Annotated in this window: 1 protein-coding gene; it reads right to left on the bottom strand. The window is 63.2% G+C overall.

Translation table 11 applies throughout. The features are described from left to right. On the bottom strand, positions 1-22,023 hold a 22,023-nt coding region (locus V2B23_RS22345), incomplete at its 3' end, for a non-ribosomal peptide synthase/polyketide synthase (protein WP_430952321.1). Between the last annotated feature and the right edge of the window lie 337 nt (positions 22,024-22,360).

The following is a 22,360-nucleotide window of genomic DNA, read 5'->3' as shown; positions in this document are numbered from 1 at the left end:
CACCGCCCGCGAACCCGAAGAAACCGCCACCACAGAATCAAAACCATCCAACAACAACCCACCCACAGTCTCGTGAGCAGTGTCGTTCCAGGTGTCGAGCACCAATGTGCGCTCGGGCGCAGTCATGATCTCGATGTCACCGACTGCAGCAGAAGGTGTTTCACCGATCTCGGTCAGCAGAGTCTCGAGGCGACCCAGTAGTGCCTGCGCGTACGACTCGTCGAAGAAGTCGGGTAGGTAGCGAAGCGTCAAGTGCAATTGGTCGTCGAGACCGATCAGCAGCGTGAGCGGGTAGTTCGTGGAATCGTCGGAGGCGACATCGTCGATCACCATGCCGTCCAAGAACTCCGCTTGCGCTGCAAGACCATCACGGTCGACCGGGTAGGACTCGAAGATCACCAGCGTGTCGAACAACCCGCCGACGCCCGCGGCGCTCTGCACGTCGGTCAGTCCGAGGTAATGGTGATCGAGCAATCCGGCCTGCTCGATCTGAACCCGTGAGAGCAATGCCTCGACAGACTCGGCCAGTTCCAGTTGGACACGAACGGGCAGCGTGTTGATGAACAGGCCAACCATCTTCTCGACGCTGTCGAGTTGTGGCGGACGGCCGGAAACCGTAGCACCGAAGACGATGTCCTGGCGACCGGTCATGCGTCCCAGCAGAATTGCCCAAGCGGCCTGAACGATCGTGTTGGCGGTAACGCCGGTCCTCGATGCCAAGCCGGTCAGTGTTGCGGTCACCGATTCACTGAGCGAGAGCTGCAACTTCTGCGACAGCGCACTGAATTCCTGACCAACGACGTTGGGAGCCAACAGCGTCGGCTCTTCAACGCCACCCAATGCCTTCGCCCAGGCGTCCATGGACACACTGCGATCCTGCTGAACCAGCCACGCGAGGTAGTTCCGGTAACTCAGTGCCCGCGTCTGAGCAGGAATGTTCCCACGCATGGCGTAGTGGCCGAGGAGTGTCTGGAGCAGCAGCGGCATCGACCAACCGTCGAGGATGATGTGGTGGTTTGCCACAACAAGGCGGTATTCGCTCTCCGCAATCTTGATCAGCGTGAACTTGATCAACGGCGGGTTGGACATGTCGAAATGCGTCGCCTGGTCCTCGGCGAGAACCCGATCCAACTCGCCGCGTCGTTCTTCGCCGTCGGCGATCGTGGTGAGATCGAGTTCGCGCCACGGGACGTCGACTCCGCCCAGAACGACCTGGACCGGCGTACCCGTTCCGTCGACGACAAAAGCGGTGCGCAGGTTCGGATGACGATCGATGATGGCCTGCGCTGCTGCGTGGAGGCGATCCGCATCGACGCGGCCGGACAGCGAGAGCACCATCTGCACGGAGTACAGGTCGACGGTCGACTCGGCCATGACCGCGTGGAACAGCAGACCGGACTGCAGCGGAGCCAGCGGCCAGACGTCCTGCACCGCCGGGAAACGCTGCTCGAACCCATCGAGATCGTGCTGAGTGAGCGTTACCAGCGGCACGTCCGACGGCGTGAGACCACCCGCGCCGACGGTCTGTGCGTGCTGCGCCAGCGCTGTGAGGGCACCGACCCACAGGTCTGCCAGAGCCTGCACTTCGGTGGCGCTCAGCAATCCGTTCGGGAAGGCAAACGATGCTTCGAGCACCGCGCCGTCAGGACCGTCGTTGACGATCGCGTTGATGTCGACAACCTTGTTGGCCGGCATATCCGGGTCTTCCGGCGCAGCGACGTCCGAGAAGTCGCGTGCCGGAATCCATCCGAGGCCTTGCGCTGCGGCCGGAATATCCTCCGCCACAATGCGGCCCAGGTAGTTGAAGCTGACCTGCCCGCTGCTCAGCTTGGACAGTTCGGTGCGCGTGTCGTCGTTGACGTACCGCAGCAGTCCGTAACCGACGCCCTTGTCGGGAGCGGCGAGCAACTGCTCCTTGACTGCCTTGATCGCCGCTCCCGCACTGGCTCCGGAGTCAAAGGCGTCGTCGATGTCGATACCGGCAAGGTCGAGGGCGACCGGGAAGGCAGCCGTAAACCAGCCGACGGTGCGCGAGAGATCGGCGCCCGGGACGACGCCCTCTTCGCGGCCGTGGCCCTCGAGTTGGAGCAGTGCCGCTTCGGTGTCGATACCCCGGTCACGGCGCCAACGCACCAGTGCCAGAGCAAGTCCGGCCAGCAAACCGTCGTTGGCTCCGCCGCGGAACATCTCGGGCAGGGTTGTCAGCAGGGTCTCGGTGACGTCTGTGGGTACCTCCACGCGCACACGCTCGACTGTTGCCGCAACGTCGACGGACGGATCGAACGCACGCGAACCGAGAATCGGGTCCGGAGTCGACAGCGTCTTGCGCCAACGTGGCAGTTCTGCCAGTCGCTTGTCGGATCGTGATTCCGCAGCCAGCGAGTGCGCCCAGGTACGCATGGACGTGCCCGTCGGTTCGAGCACGGGCACACTTGTGCCACTGCGCTGAGCCCACGCGGAAATCAAGTCCGGCACGATGATTCGCCAGGAGACGCCGTCGACGATCAGGTGATGCGCAGCCACGATCAAGCGGCCGGCGCGTGTGTCTCCGAAATCGATCCACACGAACTGAGCCACGACACCAGCGGCCGGATCCAACCGGCCGAGAGCGTCGTCGAGAGCACCCGACGCGATGGCTGTCAGGTCCGCATCCGCGGTCGCGGAATCCACCTGCACCCGGCGCACCAACGCATCCACGTCGACAGTTCCGGGCGCGGACACAGCCATGCCCGGACCACGCTGATCATTGACCAGACGCGAACGGAACATGTCGTGGTGATCGATGACCGCAGTCAACGTTTCGACAACACCGGTCCGGTCGATGCCCAGCGGCAACTCCAACGTCAACAACTGGTTGAAACGCTGGTAACTGCCCGGCCGCTCGAACATGAATCGCTTGATCGGAGTGAGCGGCATCCAACCGACGCCGCCGCCTTCGATCTCGGCGAGAACAGTGATCGCGTCGGCGTCCGAGCCGAAGACGGCGACCTCAGCCAACTCTGCCACCGTCTTGTTCTCGAACACGTCCTTGGGCGTGAAGACAACACCACGGGCCTTGGCCCGGGACACCAACTGGATCGACATGATCGAGTCGCCGCCCTGAGCGAAGAACGAATCGTCGGTTCCGATCTGGTCGAGGCCGAGAACGTCGGCAAAGACCTCGCTGAGGATGCGTTCCATCTCCGTGGTGGGAGCGCGGAACTCCTTGACCTCGAATACCGGCTCCGGAAGAGCCTTTCGGTCCAGCTTGCCGGCCGGGGTCAGCGGCATGTCCGTCAGAACCATGATCGAAGCCGGCACCATGTGCGCCGGCAGGGTGCGAGAGACGAACTCACTCAGGTCCGCCGAGCTGACAGCAGATTCCTTGCCGACAAACACGTACGACACCAGTGCCGGAGCACCGGACGCCAGCGTGGTGCCCATGGTCGCGGCGAACTCGACGTCCGAATGTGCCGTCAGGGCGGCGTCGATCTCACCGAGTTCGATGCGGAAGCCACGGATCTTCACCTGGAAGTCGTTGCGGCCCACATACTCAACGGCAAACTGGTCAGTCCAACGCACAACGTCACCCGTGCGATACATGCGCTCACCGGGCAGTCCGTGCGGGTTGGCGACAAAGCGATCCGCACTCAATCCCGGCCGGCGATGGTAACCGCGGGTGACCTGCGGACCCGACAGGTACAGCTCACCGGCAACGCCAACGGGGACGGGTTGCAGACGCGTGTCGAGAACAAACGCGGCCATATCGCCGATGGTTCCGCCGATGGTCATCCGGTCGCCCGGCAACAGCGGCACACTGACATTGGTGACGATCGTGGTCTCGGTGGGGCCGTAGACATTGAGGAATGTGCGTCGACGGTTCGGTTGATCCGCCCACTTGGCCATCAGCTCCGGCGAGTAGGCCTCGCCGCCGACACCAACCACCTCGAGGTCGATCAGACCCGACGGATCCATGGACGCCAACGCTGCGGGCGTGATGAAGGCGTGTGTGACGCGTTCGGACTTGAACAGGGCGGTCAACTCGTCGCCGCCGAAGATCGACGTCGGGACGATCACCATGGCAGCGCCTGTAGCGACAGCCAGGAACAGCTCGAGCATCGACGCGTCGAAGCTCGGTGACGCGAAGTGCAGCGTGCGGGAGTTCGGCGTCACCAGGTAGTGCTGTGCCTGCGTTGCACTGAAGCTCGCGAGGCCTGCTCCCGTAGCAACAACACCCTTGGGCAAGCCCGTTGTGCCCGACGTGTAGATCACCCAGGCCGAGTGCGCAGGGAGGACGCGGCGCACACGTTCGTCTTCACGAATCGGTGAATCATCCTGAGCTGCCATCAGTTCCGCGCAAGCAGCACTGTCGATCGCGAGCCACTCGACAGTGTCAGTGAGTCCGTCGAGTTCCGCTTCGAGGGTCAGACCGACCGACACACCGGAGTCGGAGACCATGTGCGCAATGCGGTCGGCCGGGTAGTGCGGATCGATGGGCACAACCGCGGCGCCCGTCTTGGATACGGCCCACACCAGCAGGACCGATTCGATGGACCGCGGAATCGACACTGCGACCAGATCTTCGGCGCCCAGACCGCGAGCGATCAAGACTCGAGCGAGGCGCGACGACCACGCGTCGACCTCGGCGTAGGTCATCGACCGATCCTGGTAGCGGAGAGCTTCGTTGGTGGGATACTGCAACGCCGTCTCGGCCAGGATGTCGGCCAACGGCTTGGGTTCGATGCCCGAGGACGCTCGGCGACTGGTCAATTCGATGCGCTCAGGAGCTTCGAGGATGTCGATGTCGCCGACGGCCTGCGTCGCATCCAGCGCAACGGCTTCGAGAATACGCGTCAACCGCTCAGCGAAGGAGACAACTGTCCCCTCGTCGAAAAGGTCCGTCGCATACGTGAAGGTCGCGGTCATGCCGTGACCATCGGCAGCTTCCACCAGGGTCAACTGAAGGTCGAACTTGGCTACGGTTTCCGCGATATCGAATTCGGTGATATCGAGTCCCGGCAGCGTCAGGTGATTCTGCCCCAGGTTCTGGAATGCCAAAGCAACCTGGAACAACGGGTTATGCGCTTGCGAGCGCACCGGATCGAGAACCTCGACCAGCCGCTCGAACGGCACGTCTGCGTGAGCGAAAGCCGCGAGATCGCTCTCACGCGCCGACGTAAGCAGATCGAGGAAACGCATCCCCGGATCCACCTCGGTACGCAGCACGAGCGTGTTGACGAACATGCCGATCAGATCGTCGAGTTCGGCTTCACCACGACCGGCAACCGGGGTGCCGACTGCGATGTCGGTGGTGCCGGACAGCCGGGCAAGAAGTGTTGCCAACGCCGAGTGCATCACCATGAACAGCGATGCCTGGTGCTCGCGACCCACAGCAGCCAGTCCGCGGTGTACATCTGCGGAAATCGGGAAGCTGTAGGTGGCTCCCCGACCGGTGAACACAGCCGGACGAGCGCGGTCACTGGGCAAGGTGATCTGGTCCGGAACTCCGTCGAGAGCCTTTGCCCAGTAGTCGATCTGCTCTGCCAGAACGGATTCGGCGTCGCTCTCCGAACCGAGAACCCCGCGCTGCCACAACGCGTAGTCGGCGTACTGCACCGGCAGCGGCGCCCACGTCGGGGCCTGCCCCTGTGAGCGCGCGTAGTACGCGGCCATCACGTCGCGGATCAACGGGCCCATCGAGAAACCGTCGGTGGAGATGTGGTGAATCACTATCACCAGTACAAACGAGTCCTCGGCGAGCTGGAAGAGCTTGGCCCGCAATGGAACCTCAGCCGTGACATCGAAACCGGACGAGACGAAGTCCGTCACCGCCGCCACGATGTCGGATGCTTCGAGTTGCACGGGAGCCAGATTCACCGGAACTGCTGCCGCCGGCAGGATCCGTTGGTAGCCGATTCCGTCCATCTCGGGGTAGACCGTGCGCAGAACCTCGTGACGCTTCAAGAGGTCCATGACAGCGTCGTACAACGCCGCCTGGTCCAACTCGCCGGTGAGCGTGATCGCCATCGGAATGTTGTTGGCTGCCGACTCGCGGTCCAACTGATTCAGGAACCACATACGCTGCTGCGCAAACGACAACGGCACCTGCGCCGGACGATCCTGCGCAGTCAACGCCGCACGCGAACCACCACCGACATGAGAACCGAGGCGGGCGGCCAAACCTTCCACCGTCGACGCCTCGAACAGCTCCCGCACCGACACCGCAGCATCAAGCGCCTGACCCAGCCGAGACGTCACCTGCGTCGCAATCAGAGAGTTACCACCGAGTGCAAAGAAATCGTCGTCCAAACCGACACGATCCACACCCAGAACGTCCGCGAACGTCTGCGCCACAACCTCTTCCACCACCGACGTCGGAGCCCGGAACACCGCTACGTCGAACGACGGAGCCGGCAACGCCCGACGATCCAACTTCCCGTTCACCGTCAACGGAATCGCATCCAACACCACAAACGCCGACGGCACCATGTACTCCGGCAACAGCGAACCCACACTGGTGCGCACGTCGTCGACCGACACGCTCACACCCGCAGCCGGAACCACATACGCCACCAACCGCTGATCACCCGGAGAATCCTCACGAACAACCACCGCCGTCTGCGCCACCGACACATCCGCCAGCACCGCAGACTCGATCTCACCGATCTCGATCCGGAAACCACGGATCTTCACCTGATCGTCCGCGCGACCCAGATACTCCAGATCGCCGGCGCTGTTCCATGCCGCCACGTCACCGGTGCGATACAACACCTCACCAGCCGCAAAAGGACTCGCCACAAACCGCGTCGACGTCAACCCCTGCTGACCCAGATACCCGCGGGCCAACTGCACACCCGCCACATACATCTCACCCGCGACACCGACGGGCACCGGAGCCAAACGCGTATCGAGCACGAACACCTGCAGGCCCGAAATAGCCTGACCCACAACACTTGCCGATGCATCCGCCGCCAACGCAGCATCCAGCACGCGATGGCTGACATGCACCGTCGTCTCCGTGATGCCGTACATGTTCACCAGCGTCGGCGCGCTGTCACCGCGGCGGCCGTACCAATCGGACAAGCGTCGAAGCTCGAGCGCCTCGCCACCGAAAACAACCCACCGCAACGACAACTCGGCAGCCTGGCCGGATTCCGTCGCCAAGCGATCAGCCTCGGCCAACTGGTAGAACGCCGACGGCGTCTGATTGAGCACCGTCACCCGCTCAGCAGCCAGCAACTCCAGGAACTGCTCCGGCGAACGCGACGTCACATAATCCACAACGACCAACGTGCCGCCGTAGAGCAGCGGCCCCCACAACTCCCACACCGAGAAGTCGAACGCATAACTGTGGAACATCGTCCACACATCCGACTCGTCGAACCCGTACACACTCTCGGTATTCGCGAACAACTTCGCCACCGTGATGTGCGGAACCTGCACACCCTTCGGACGACCTGTCGAACCCGACGTGTAAATCACATACGCCACGTTGTCGACACGCAGCGGCGACACACGATCAGCATCCGTCACCGCAGAACCATCGAACTCGGACAAATCCACCGTGTCGATATCGACCACCGGCAGACCCGCAGGCAACACCAACTCACGCTCGGACCACGAAACCGCCACCACCGGAGCAGCATCAGCGAGCATGAACTCGACACGATCACTCGGATACGACGGATCCACCGGCAGATACCCGGCACCGGACTGCACCACCGCCAACAACGCCACCACAAGATCCGCCGACCGCGGCAACGCCACCGCCACCAACGTCTCCGGACCACAACCCAACGCAATCAGCCTGCGCGCCAAACGATTCGCCCGCACCGACAACACGCCATACGTCAACGACTCGTCACCGAACCGCACCGCGGTCCGATCACCGAACTCCGCAGCAGCACGATCGAACCACGCCGGCAACGTCGACTCCACACCGCTATCGACACCCGTGTCACTCCATGACAGAACACGATCCAACTCACCTGCGGTCAAAAGATCCACGTCACCCACGGCGGCAGTCGGGTTCGCGACAACGCCACGCAGGACGGACACGAATCGATCAGCGAACTCTGCCGCTGTCGACGCGTCGAACAGATCCGTCGCGTAGGTCAGTGTGCCGGACATACCGGCGTCAGCAGCATCTTCAAGGGTGAACTGCAGGTCGAACTTGGCCAGTGCAGCGTCGAACTCCACCGCAGCGGCGGTAAGTCCGGGCAGTTCCAGAGCGCTCTGACCCAGATTCTGGAACGTCAGAGCTACCTGGAACAACGGATGGTGCGCTTGTGAGCGCACCGGATCGAGCGCTTCGACGATCCGCTCGAACGGAACATCGGCATGCGCAAACGCCTGCAGATCCACCTCACGCGCGGAAGCCAACAGATCCGTGAACGACATCGCCGGATCAACCTCGGTGCGCAACACCAAAGTGTTGACGAACATGCCGATCAGATCGTCGAGTTCGGCGCCGCCGCGACCGGCGACGGGAGCGCCGACGGCAATGTCGGTTGTCGCGGACAACCGCGCCAACAGCACGGCCAGCGCAGAGTGGACAACCATGAACGGGGTTGCGCCTGCCGCCTGACCTGTTGCTTCCACGCCGGCCCACAACTGTGGGTCGATCGCAAAGGTGTGATTCGCTCCTTGTCCCGTTGCGATCTCGGGTCGGGTGCGATCACTCGGCAGGTCCAGCTGCTCGGGCAGATCGGCCAGGGCATCGGACCAGTAGTTGATCTGCTGCGCGATAATTGACGTCGGATCGTCCTCGGAGCCGAGGACCTCGCGCTGCCACAGCGCAAAGTCGGCGTACTGGACCGGCAACGGCGCCCACGCTGGGGCGTGTCCACCCGAGCGGGCGTAGTACGCGGTCATCACGTCACGGGTCAACGGGCCCATCGAGAAACCGTCGGTGGAGATGTGGTGCACCACGAAGGACAACACGAATTCGTTGTCGGCAAGCTGGAAGAGCTTGGCCCGCAACGGAACCTCGACCGTGACGTCGAATCCCTCGGCGAAGAACGCATAGAGCTCCGCGTGAAGGTCACTCTCGGCAAGGCGCACTGTATCGAATTCGATCGAGGCATCCTCCGGCGAGAGGATCTGCTGGTAGCCGACACCGTCGATTTCCGGGTACAGCGTGCGCAGCACCTCATGGCGGGCAATGACATCGGAGATTGCCGCGTGAAGCGCACCTGAATCCAGGTCGCCGGTGAGCCGTACAGCAACGGGAATGTTGTTGACGGCCGACGCTGTGTCGAAGCGGTTGAGGAACCACATGCGCTGCTGCGCCAGGGACAACGGCACCTGCGCCGGACGTACCTGCGCGGTCAATGCTCGTGTGCCCTCGCCACCGACGTGTGTTTCGATGCGCGCGGCAAGTTCTTCCACCGTCGACGCGTCGAACAGCACCCGGACCGGAATCTTGGTTTCGAGTGCTTGCCCCAGACGGGACATCACCCGTGTCGCGATCAGAGAGTTGCCGCCGAGCGCAAAGAAATCGTCGTCCAAGCCGACCTGTTCGGTGCCAAGAACATCGGAGAATACCTGTGCTACAGACTGTTCCACAGAACTGACCGGAGCCCGGAACACTGCTGCCTCGAACGCGGGCGCCGGCAATGCGCGCCGATCCACCTTGCCGTTGGCATTGAGCGGCAGGGCGCCCAGCACCATGAAGACTGCCGGAACCATGTAGCCGGGCAAAGCTTCGGCGAGGCGCCGGCGCAGTTCCGTCTCGTCGATGACGGCACCGCTCGTCGGCTCCACATACGCGACCAGTGTGTCCTCGATGACCGCGACCGCTGCCAGGGACACAACGTCTTGTGCCGCGAGCAGTATTTCGATCTCACCGAGTTCGATTCTCTGGCCACGCAACTTCACCTGGAAGTCGGAGCGGCCGACAAATTCGAGTGAACCCGAGCGCGTCCAGCGGACGAGGTCACCGGTCCGGTACAGACGGTCGCCAGTTTGCGAGAACGGGTGCGCAACAAAGCGCTCCGCTGTGCGAACGACGTCGCCGAAGTATCCCCGGGCCAACTGGGAACCGGATACGTACAACTCACCGGTGACACCGAGTGGTACTTGGAGCATTCTGGAGTCGAGCACCCACAATCCGGTGTTCCACGCCGGGGCGCCGAGGGGTACAACATCGCCGTCGAGATCCGAACTGCGATGGCTCGTAACCTGGATCGTGGTTTCGGTCGGGCCGTACAGGTTGTGGACATCACTACCGGTCAGCTCGCGGAAGCGGGTCGCGAGCGCACTGTTCAGCTGCTCGCCGCCCGCGAAGGTCGCACGCAACGACGTAGGCGCCGCAGTCTCGAACTCGTCGGCCATCGCCGCAAGCACTGATGGCACGAACTGTGCCACCGTCACCGATTCGTCTGCAATGGTACCGCTCAGGTATGCGGGATCACGGTGACCGCCGGCCTCCGCAACCACCATTCGAGCACCGACCATCAAGGGCCAGAACAGCTCCCACACCGAAGCGTCGAAAGTGGCGGGTGTCTTGTACAACACCACATCTGACGGAGCGAGTCCGTAGGTAGCCTGCATCCACGACAACTGGTTGACAACGGCCGTATGCGTAACGCCGACGCCCTTCGGGCGTCCCGTCGATCCGGACGTGAACAGTACGTATGCCAGGTTGTCCGGGCGCAGCGGTGCGCGGCGCTCGTCGTCGCGGATCTGCGCCGGCGAGTAACTCTGCAGGTCGAGAGTGTCGATACCGAGAACCGGCCACCCTGCGGGAACGTCACCGCGTTCGGAATCCGTGGTCAGCACGCAGACCGGCGCTGCGGACACCACGATGTACTGATTGCGCTCGGCCGGCTGCTCGGGATCGACGGGAACATAGGCCGCGCCTGCTCGGAGTACCGCGTACACGCCGATCACCTGGTGGATCGAGCGGCGCATCACAAGCGCGACTCGCGAATCGGGGCCGACGCCGACAGCAATGAGCTGACGCGCCAAACGGTTTACGCGCGCATCGAATTCGGCGTAGGTGAGAGTGAGATCGCCGCTGACTACTGCGACGTCTGTCGATGAAGCGGCCACTCCTCGGTCGAGTACGTCGACCAAGGTGTTGTGGTCCGACGGCACCGTCAACCCGGCCGATACGCCTGACAGCACGCTGCGTTCCGAGTCGTCGACAATGTCGATATCGCTCGGCACGACACTCGGGTCCGCAACGAGTGCCTGTGCCAACGCAATGAACTGTGACGCTGTAGCGGCAATCGTGGCTTCGTCGAATAGGTCAGTCGCGTAGACCATCTGCACGTGCAGCCCGGCATCGCCATTCGTCGCGTCGGCCGGTTCTGTGACCGTAATCGACAGGTCGAATTTTGCGCTCTCCGACTCCGGTTCGAAGGTCGTGACCTCGAGACCACCAAGCGTGAAGTCGACACGGTCCAGGTTCTGGAATGCCAACATCACTTGGAACAACGGATTACGCGACCGCGACCGCTCGGGATCGAGCACCTCGACCAACCGCTCGAAGGGCACATCCGCGTGCGCGAATGCGGCCAGATCGGTGCCGCGCACCTGAGCCAGGAACTCCTCGAAAGGAATTCCGGAACCGACCTCGGTGCGAAGCACGAGGGTGTTGACAAACATACCGACAACATCGTCGAGGGCAGCGTCGCCACGACCGGCGACCGGAGTACCGATCGTGACGTCGTCCGTAGCGGCCAATCGAGCCAGCAGCGACGCGAATACCGCGTGTACGACCATGAACAACGATGCGCCGTTTGCGCGTCCCAGCTCCGACATTCCGCGATGCGTGGCAGCGTCGATGTCGAAGGTATACGCCTGTCCTCGACCCGAGGCCTGTGCCGGTCGTGGACGATCCGTCGGCAGTTCGAGCTGTACCGGAGCATCGGCGAGCGCAGCGGTCCAGAATTCGATCTGGCGTGCCATCGTCGACTGCGGATCGTCTTCGGAACCGAGTACATCGCGCTGCCACAGCGTGTAGTCCGCGTACTGGACCGGCAGCGGTGCCCACGACGGAGCGCCGCCGCGAGTGCGTGCCTCGTACGCGACCATGACGTCACGGGTGAGAGGTCCCATGGAGAAGCCGTCGGTGGAGATGTGGTGAACGACGAACAGAAGTACGTAGTCAGCGTCGTCGACGCGATACAGCGCTGCCCGCAACGGAATATCCGCGCTCACATCGAAACCCGCCATCGCGGACGTCGTCACGGCAGTGGGCAATTCGGCAGCCGTCAACGGCAGGGGTACCAAGTCGAGTGCAACGTCGGCAATCGGCAGGATCTCCTGATATCCGACGCCGTCGATGTCCGGGTAGACGGTCCGCAGCACCTCGTGCCGATCGATCACATCGAGCACAGCAGCACTCAGCGCCGCCACGTCCAGATCGCCTGCGATACGAATCGCGACGGGAATGTTATTGACAGCGGATTCCGGCTCGAGACGGTTCAGGAACCACATGCGTTGCTGCGCAAGCGACAACGGGATCCGATCCGGGCGCGTCTGCGGAACCAGCGGCGCAACCGCGCCGGAGCCTGCATGGGCTTCCAGCCGAGCAGCCAGAGCTCCTACGGTCGACGCCTCGAACAGCGCCCGCACCGGCACTGTGGTGTCGAGAGCCTCGCCCAGCCGCGCGGCAACCCGAGTCGCAATCAGGGAGTTGCCACCGAGGTCGAAGAAGTCGTCGTCACGGCCGACCGGCGAAACACCCAATACCTCGGAGAACACCTGGGCCACGATCGATTCAGCTGCGGTGACCGGCGCGACATACGCCTTGGCCGCAAAAGCCGGCGCCGGGAGCGCCTTGGTGTCGGTCTTGCCTGCCGTGGTCAACGGAATGGAATCGAGCACGAGGACTGCGTCGGGAACCATGTAGCCGGTGAGGAACTTCGCGACGGAATCGATCACCGCGGCAGGTTCAATGGCAGCCCCGGCATCGGGAACCACGTAACCGACAAGACGATCACCGAATTCTTCGTCGGTGTGGACTACTGCAACAGCCTGTGCGACGCCCTCACATCGAGACAGTGCTGCTTCGATCTCGCCCAGCTCGATGCGGAATCCACGAATCTTCACCTGGAAGTCGCTGCGGCCCACGTACTCCACCGCGCGGCCGTCGATCCAGCGGACGACGTCGCCGGTGCGGTACAGCCGATCACCGGCGTCGCCGAACGGGTCGGCAACAAATCGACTTGCCGTCAGAGCGGGCTGGCCGAGGTATCCCCTGGCGACCTGGATGCCCGACACATAGAGCTCTCCTGCAACACCGACCGGGACCGGCTGCATCCGGTCGTCGAGGATGCGTGCGGACATTCCGCGAACCGGTCCGCCGATGTTCATCCGATCGAATGCGGTCAGCGTGTCGCTGATATTGCTGGCCACAGTGGATTCGGTGGGACCGTAGGCGTTGAAGAAGCCGCGTACGGAGCCGTCCGGCAGCGGTACCGCCCACTTGGCAACCAGAGCCCGCGGACTTGCTTCACCGCCGACGACAACAACGCGAAGGGCGTCGAGGCCGGCCGGATCCACCGACGCCAATGCGGCGGGCGTGATGAAGGCGTGCGTCACCGCCTCGGAGTTCAGGATTTCGGCCAGTTCGGCGCCGCCGTAGACAGTGGTCGGCGCGATCACCATAGTCGATGCGGCGCCAAATGCCATGAGCAATTCCAACACCGACGCGTCGAAGCTCGGCGACGCGAAGTGCAGCGTGCGGGCGTCTGCGGTCAACTCGTAGCGTTCGACCTGTACGGCGCAGAAATTCGCCACGCCGGCGTTGTCGACGACAACGCCCTTGGGCAGCCCGGTGGTACCGGAGGTGTAGATGACGTACGCGGCGTTTTCGGCACGGATGACGTCTCGCAGCTCCTCGGCACGAATCGGTGCGCCGGACTCCGCAGCCAAGACAGCGTCTTCGAGCGTGATCCAGTTAGATCCGGCGGGAAGCGCTGAGACGAACTCGTCCGTCGTGAGACCGACTGTGGCACCGGAGTCCGAGACCATGTGCGTGATGCGATCAACCGGATAGGTGGGGTCTACCGGCACAAAGGCCGCGCCGGTTTTGGCGACCGCCCACAGTGCGAGCACGGAATCGGCCGATCGCGGAATGGCAATGGCCACTCGATCTTCGGCGCCGACACCGCGGCCGATCAAGACACGAGCCACCTGGGACGAGCGCTCGTCGAGCTCACGGTAGGTGATCGTCTCCCCGGCGTAGCGGAGAGCCTCAGCGTCCGGGTTCACAGCTGCGGCATCGGTGAGAATTCCGGCCAGAGTTCCCGAAACACCGTGCGCTCCACGCACATCGGTCAGCGCAAGTCGCTCAGAAGATTCGAGAATATCGATGTCGCCCACAGCGACTGCGGGGACCGCGACCACGGATTCGAGAATGCGCACGAATCGGCGGGCAAAGCCCTCGACAGTGTCCCGGTCGAACAGATCGGCAGCGTAGGTGAACTCCGCTGCGATTCCCTGAAGTTCGCCGTGCACTCCGATGGACTCGGACACCGACAGTTCGAGATCGAACTTCGCTGTTGTCGTGTCGATCTCGGAGGCCTTGACTGCCAGGCCGGGAAGTTCCAACTCGGTCTGCGCCAGATTCTGCAACGAGAGAACAACCTGGAAGAGCGGATGCCTGGCCTGGGACCTGGCCGGAGCCAGGACGTCGACCAACCGCTCGAAGGGGACGTCTGCGTGGGCAAATGCGCTGAGCGCGGCATCACTCGACGCCGCTAGCAGTTCCGTGAACGGAGCCGACGTGTCGACGGCGGTGCGCAGGACCAGAGTGTTGACGAACATGCCGACCAGATCGTCGAGCGCTGCCTCGCCGCGGCCGGCGACGGGGGTACCCACCGAGATGTCCGACGTCCCACTCAGTCGGGCGAGCAGCACGGCAAGTGCGGCATGCAGCGCCATGAACAGCGTTGCATTGTGCTCCCGCGCAAGGGCATCGAGGCGAACGTGCAGTTCCGGCGCGATATCGAAGGCGAATCGTTCGCCGCGCATCGACGCCACATCGGGTCGTGCCCGGTCTGCGGGCAGTTCGATCCGGTCCGGCAGACCCGCGAGCGTCTCGCTCCAGAACGAAATCTGCTGGGACATCAGTGACGCAGAGTCGTCCTCGGAGCCCAGGACCTCACGCTGCCACAGCGCATAGTCGGCGTACTGCACCGAAAGCGGTTGCCACTGCGGAACAATCCCGTCCTTGCGCGCCGAGTACGCGATCATCACGTCCCGCCCAAGCGGCGCCATCGACCAACCGTCCGCGGCAATGTGGTGAACCATGATCGCCAGCACGTGCTCGGTGTCGTCGAGCGTCAGCAACTGCGCCCGGATCGGCACGTCAATCGTGATATCGAGGGCTGTGGAACCGACTGCGGCAATGGCGTCGTCGAGGCCGGCGGCGTCGACGGACACCACATCGAGCCCCTGGAAGACATCGTCGACGTCGAGAATCGACTGCACCGGACCGGATTCGGTATCCGGGTACACCGTGCGAAGAACCTCGTGGCGCGCCAGCACGTCCTCGAGCGCTGCTTCCATCGCGGCGACGTCGAGGTTTCCACTCAAGTGAAGCGCGAAGGTGATGTTGTACGCCGCGGACTCGGTGTCGTAACGGTTGAGGAACCACATGCGCTGCTGGGCAAGCGACAACGGAATGCTGCTCGGACGCGTCTGCGCGGCGAGCGCGGTGCGCCCACCACTGCCCGCATGTGTCTCCACCCGTGCGGCGAGTGCCTCGACGCTCGACACGTCGAACAACGTGCGGACCGGCACTGTGGTGTCGAGTGCGGCGCCCAATCGCGAGGTGACCTGCGTGGCGACGAGCGAGTTGCCACCGAGAGCAAAGAAGTCGTCATCGAGTCCGACTCGCTCGACGCCGAGAACATCGGCAATGATCTGTGCGACGATTTCCTCGACCGGCGTTGTGGGAGCACGGAATTCGCGCACCTCGAACACCGGCTCCGGCAGCGCGTCCCGGTCGAGCTTGCCGACCGGCGTCAGCGGAACCTCGTCCAAGGCCATGATGACCGACGGAACCATGTAACTCGGCAGGGATTCACCGACAAAACCGGCGAGGCGTTCGGCGTCGAAACTCGCATCGCCTTCGAGTTGAACATAGGAGACCAGGGCGGTGACTCCCGCGATGCCTTCGCGTCCCACAGTCACGGCAAAGCGAACGTCCTCGTGTGCCGTCAGCGCGGCGTCGATCTCGCCGAGTTCGATGCGGAAACCACGTACCTTGACCTGAAAGTCGCTGCGGCCCATGTATTCCAGAACGCCCTGCTCGTTCTCACGAGAGGTGCCGGCCCACCGCACGACGTCACCGGTGCGGTACATCCGGGAGCCGTCCGACGAGTACGGGTTGGCGACAAACCGCTCCGACGTCAGCGCGTAGCGATCGTGGTAGCCACGGGCCAATGCCGCACCCGCAAAATAGAGTTCACCCCTGGTACCGACCGGGACCGGGTGAAGTCGCTCGTCAAGGACAAGCGCCGACATTCCCTCGACGGGGCGGCCGATGTCGATGGGCAGACCTGCCGTGAGGTGCCCGTACGACGAAATGATGGTGGTTTCGGTGGGACCGTAGCCGTTGAAGTACTCACGTCCCGGTGCCCACGTTGCCAGCAGTTCCGGTGTGGTGACGTCGCCGCCGACGGACACTACGGCCAACTCCGGCAGCTCGGCTGCATCCATCGTGCCGAGCACTGCGGGCGTGATAATCGCGTGGGTGACCTGCTCGTCACGCAACAGTGTGGTGAGTTCGGGGCCACCGATGATCGCCGGTGGAACGATGACAAGGGTGGCGCCGGTGGAGAAAGCCACCATCCATTCGAGAACCGACGGATCGAAACTCGGTGAACAGATGTGCAGGAACCGGGACTCCTCGTCGACTCCGTACCGACGCTGTGCGGCATCACGAACACCGCGGAGGCCGCCGTGGGTAACGCTGACGCCCTTGGGCTTTCCGGTGGAACCGGAGGTGTAGATCAGGTAAGCAACGTGCTCGTCGCGCAGCGGCGTGGTTCGTTCGGAATCGACGACCGTGGCACCCGATTGGGCGTCGACGAGGTTCACAGTGGACGGATCGTCCAGTGCCCACCATTCGGCGGCGGCGGGCAGCTGTCCCAGGAACTCGGATGACGTCAAGCCGATTCGTGCCGCAGAATCCGACAGCATGTGGCGGACACGGTCGTCCGGGTAGTTCGGATCGACCGGAACGTAGGCGGCGCCGGTCTTGGCCACTGCCCACACCGCGCGAACCATGTCATAGGATCGCGGAAATGCCAGCGCAACAGTGCTTTCCGGGCCTATGTCACGGGCGATGAGGGCGCGGGCCAACCGCGACGACTGCTCATCGAGCTCACGGTAGGTAACCGAACGTCCCTCGAATCGCACTGCGACCGATTCCGGATCGGCCGCACCCGCGGTGAGGATGCCGGCCAGGCTCGCTCGCGGCATCGCGTCGTCGGAGGCGACGTAGGTGAGGTCGACGAATTCAGTCGGCGAGAGCAGTTCGAGATCTCCGACCGTCGTCGCCGGCCGAGCCGTGACCGCATCGAGAATCCGGACGAAGCGAGTGGCAAACGTTGCTACGGTCGATGCATCGAACAGATCTGTGGCATAGGTGAAGGTAGCGTCCAGGACATCTGAATCGTCGCTTCCTTCAGGACTTTCCGACACCATGAGCTCGAGGTCGAACTTGGCGACAGGAACTTCCAGCTCGGTGGCGACCGCAGTGATCCCCGAGAACTGCAACTGGCGACGTCCACTGATCTCGGCGGTCAACGCGACCTGGAACAACGGATGACGCGACTGGGAACGCGCCGGATTCAGGACCTCGACAAGACGCTCGAACGGCACGTCCGCGTGTCCGTAGGCGTTCAGGCCCGACTCGCGTACCCGGGCAAGCAAGTCTTCGAACGTTTCGCCTGCATCGACCTCGGTCCGCAACACCAAGGTGTTCACGAACATACCGATGACATCGCTCAGCGCTTCGTCGCTTCGACCGCCGACGGGAGCGCCGACGGCAATATCCGTGGTACCGCTCAGTCGGCTGAGCAGCGCCGCATACGCCGCTTGCAGAACCATGAAGAGCGACGCGTTCTTCGAACGTGCCAACGCGTTCAATTTGCGGGTGGTCCGCTCACTGATGGTGAAGTGGTGCTTGGCACCGCGATTGGATGCAACGGCCGGGCGGGGGCGGTCGGTCGGCAGATCCAGCTGGTCGGGTAGCCCAGCCAGCGACTCACGCCAGAAGGAGATCTGACGTGCGGACTCGGACGAAGGATCATCTTCGGATCCCAGGGCCGCGCGTTGCCAGAGCGCATAATCCGCGTACTGCACGGGCAGCGGCGTCCATGCCGGTGCGGTGTGCTCGCTACGTGCGGAGTACGCGACCAGGAGATCACGGGCCAGCGGGCGGAACGACAAGCCGTCGGCCGCAATGTGGTGCAGCACCATGACCAGTACAAAATCGGTGGCTGTGACCTCGAACAACGTGACGCGCAACGGGATCTCGGTTGCCACGTCGAATCCGCGTCCGGCGATCTCGACAGCGGCGGCCTGCACCTCACGCTTGGAAATCCGCTGCGGAGTGAGATCGATCGACACCTGGTCGATCGGCAGAATCACCTGCTGCGCGGTGCCGTCGGTGTCGGGATAGAGCGTGCGCAGCGACTCGTGTCGCTCGAGAAGATCCATCACCGAGGCGTGCAAGGCCGCAGGATCGACAGAGCCGGTCAATCGCACCGTGAACGGAAGATTGTAAACCGGTGTCGACGGGTCGAGCTTGTTGAGGAACCACATTCGCTGCTGCGCCAAGGACACCGGAATGACGTCGGGACGCGGTTTTGCAACCAGTGGCGCCAGTGGCCGAACATTTCCCGCCAACAATTCGGCCCGAGCGGCAAGCGTCGCCACTGTGGTCGATTCGAAAAGCTCGCGCACACCGAGTTGGACGCCCATCGCGGAGCCAACTCTGGTAACCACTTGTGTTGCCACCAAGGAGTTTCCACCGAGTTCGAAGAAATCGTCGTCGAGACCGACTTGCTCCACACCGAGGACGTCGGCAAAAACGTCGGCGACAACTCGCTCGGTATCGGTGCGCGGTTCCCGGTACTGCTTTGCGCTGGCGAAAACAGGTTCCGGGAGCGCTGCACGATCGAGCTTGCCACTGGTGTTGAGGGGCAACGCTTCCAAGACCATCAGTGCAGCCGGAACCATGTACGACGGCAGGCTTCGGCCGGCAAATTCGCTCAGTGCAGCCGAATCGACGGACCGGCCCGGCCCCGGCACGATGTAGCCGACCAACTGGTCGCCTGTCGGTGTCTGCACCACCAGCACGACAGCCTGCGAGACGTCGGGATGCGCGAGCAGCACCGTCTCGATTTCGCCGAGTTCGATGCGCTGGCCGCGGAACTTCACCTGGAAGTCGGTGCGCCCGATGTAGTCGAGGTTGCCGTCGTCACGTCGACGCACGAGGTCGCCGGTTCGGTACATGCGTTCCCCGGCGGGACCGTAGGGGTTTGCCACAAAACGATCGGAACTGAGGTCGGGTCGACCGACGTATCCGCGGGCCAACTGAACTCCGGCGAGGTACAGCTCGCCCGGCTGGCCGATCGGCGTTGCGCGGAGATGCGAATCGAGGACGTAAGCCTGAGTGTTCCACTGCGGCAAGCCGATCGGGACCGACGTGGTGTCGGAGCGGCGAGCCTCGTAATAGGTCACCGAAACCGCAGCTTCGGTGGGGCCGTACAGGTTGTGCAGATCCGCGCTGCACAATTCACGGAAGGCCGTCGCCGTCTCGGGCGGCAATGCCTCACCGATGACAAAGACGTGGCGCAGTGAATCACACGATCCGGCAGGGGCATTCGCGGTGAACAACGTGAGCATCGACGGGACGAAGTCCGTGACGGTGACACGGTGCTCGGCGATCTTTGCCGCCACGTACATCGGGTCACGATGACCGTCTGGGGTCGCGACCACGAGCGTCGCACCGACCCGCAGTGGCATGAAGAATCCCCACAGAGACACGTCGAAGGTGGTGGCAGTCTTCTGCAGATACACGTCCGATGCGCCGAGGTGATACTCGGAGTTCATCCACTGGAGTTGGTTGTTGATCGCCGCGTGGGTGACCGCAACACCCTTCGGACGACCGGTCGAACCCGACGTGTAGATGACATAGGCCGTATTCGAATACCGCAGGGGCGAGACACGATCCGAATCCGTGACGGGACTGGTGTCGAGTTCCGCGTCGTCGAGTTGGTCGATTTCGAGAACTCTGGTTCCGAGGGGCAGGTCCACCTGATCCCGAGCGGTGGTCAGAACACACACCGGCCGTGCGGAATCGAGGATGTACGCCGTTCGATCTGCCGGATGGTCGGGATCGACCGGCACCCAAGCGCCACCGGCCTTCGCGATCGCATACAGTCCGACCATAAGGTCGAGGGAACGCCGAATAGCCAATCCCACAAGGGATTCCGGACCCACGCCGATGTCGATGAGCTTGCGAGCGAGGCCGTTGACCTTCGCGTCGAACTCCGCGTAGGTGAGTGAGCGCCCCTCGAAGATCAGCGCGGTGGCGTCCGGGGTTCGATCGACCTGACGCTCGAACGGTTCGGTGATGGACTGCGAAAGTACGTGGTACCCGGTGCGATTCCAGAGCGCGACTTTCTTGCGCTCCTCTTCGGACGCGATGGGCAGGTCCCATACTCGGCGAGAAGTTTCGGCGGAGATGAACTTTTCGAGGAACTCGACAAACCGCGAATGGTTGCGCTCGGCGACCGACGCGGAGTAGAGGTTGGGATTCGACTCGAAGTCGATGTGCGTCCGGGTGTCGCCGACGCTCTGGTACAGGTTGACACCGAGGTCTTCGATCAAACCCGTTGACAGGATGTGCAATTCACCGACCAGCGGCCCGAAGGCAAGTTCGGTGGAGAACATCATGATGTTGATCCATGGGCCGAAGAATCCGCCCTGACCTGGTCCGTCACCGTCGCGGACCATGTCTTCGTGCCGGTATCGCTGGTGACGCAGGGCGCCCGACATCTCGCTACCGACGGCGTCGAGTAGTTCCTGGACGGTTGTCGTCGAGGTAATCCTCAAGCGCAATGGCACCACGTTGGACACCATTCCGCCGGATCGCCGGAGCACTGCCGTGGTGCGACCCGAGACGGGCAGCGACAGCGATACGTCCTCGCTTCCGGTCATCTGGGCCAGGTACGCGGCAAACGCGGCGACCACCGTGCCGGCGACCGTCGTCTTCTCGACTCGTTCGAGGAATCGCGCGAGCAGTGCTTCTACGTGGTTGGACAGTGCCGCACTGTTGATGCGACTGACCGGAGTCGGCGGAGCGCTGCGACCGGCGAGGCTCGAAATCTCGTCGAGGTCGGCGATCTTCTCGGCCCAGAAAGTGCGGTCGGTGTCGAACCGATGGGAGTTTCGGTAGGTGTTGTCGACCTCGTACACGTCGCGCAGGTCGGATGCCTCGTTGGGCGTGGGCTCACGGCCTTCGACGCGGGCCGAGTACAACTCGGCGACACGGGTGACAAAGGTGGAGGCGCCGAAACCGTCGAGGATCGTGTGATGGACCCGCGTGTACCAGTAGTAACGGTCCTGTTCGAGGCGGAGGATGGTTGCCGAGATCAAGCGGTCTTCGAGCATGTCCACGGGGCGGCTTCGATCTGCGCGCATCCACCGCATTGCCGCGTCGTGCGGGTCTGCCTCACTGCGGACGTCGACATAGCCGACCGAGTCGTCGAGCGTGTCGTCGATGATCTGGAAAGGCTGTGCATCGACTTCGATGATGCGCACGAAGGCCGATCCGATTTCACGGCCGGCGTCGGCGCACGCCGCCCGGAGCACATCGAGCTGCAATGCGCCACGAAGTTCGACGTACTGCGCGATGTTGACAGGGACGCTGGGATCGAGGTGCTGCGCGAACCACATTCCGAGCTGTGCGGCCGAGAGTGGGAATGCGCCAGATCGCTGAACTTCTTCCGGCGAGCTGCCGACCTCCGACTTACCGCTCTCCAGTTTTCCGTTTCCCAGCGACTTCACGCCCACAGCCTCTCTTCCACACCATTACGCACATGCTGTGACGCACATCTCGCCGCCACAACGTGTACCGATCTCATCTACCCTCAATGAGCCAGAACGATCCATCATCTCCGATGGGCCGCAGGCATGACAAAGCCACACCCAGACATATCGAGTTTGAAGTGAAGGTTCGTTACAGCAACAAGCCACAATTCGCCCACCACGAAGACTCGCCTCGAGATCCGACAATCGCAGCGGACACCCCTCCCCTCACCCCCGATCCGACGGTCACGATCGAAGCAGTTCTCGCGCGCAGGCCATCGCGCGCGCGAATCCCCGCGTAACCGCCCGATAAATG

Source organism: Rhodococcus sp. 24CO (assembly GCF_050586165.1).
GTDB lineage: Bacteria > Actinomycetota > Actinomycetes > Mycobacteriales > Mycobacteriaceae > Rhodococcus_F.
This window is presented reverse-complemented; position numbering and strand designations above follow the sequence as displayed.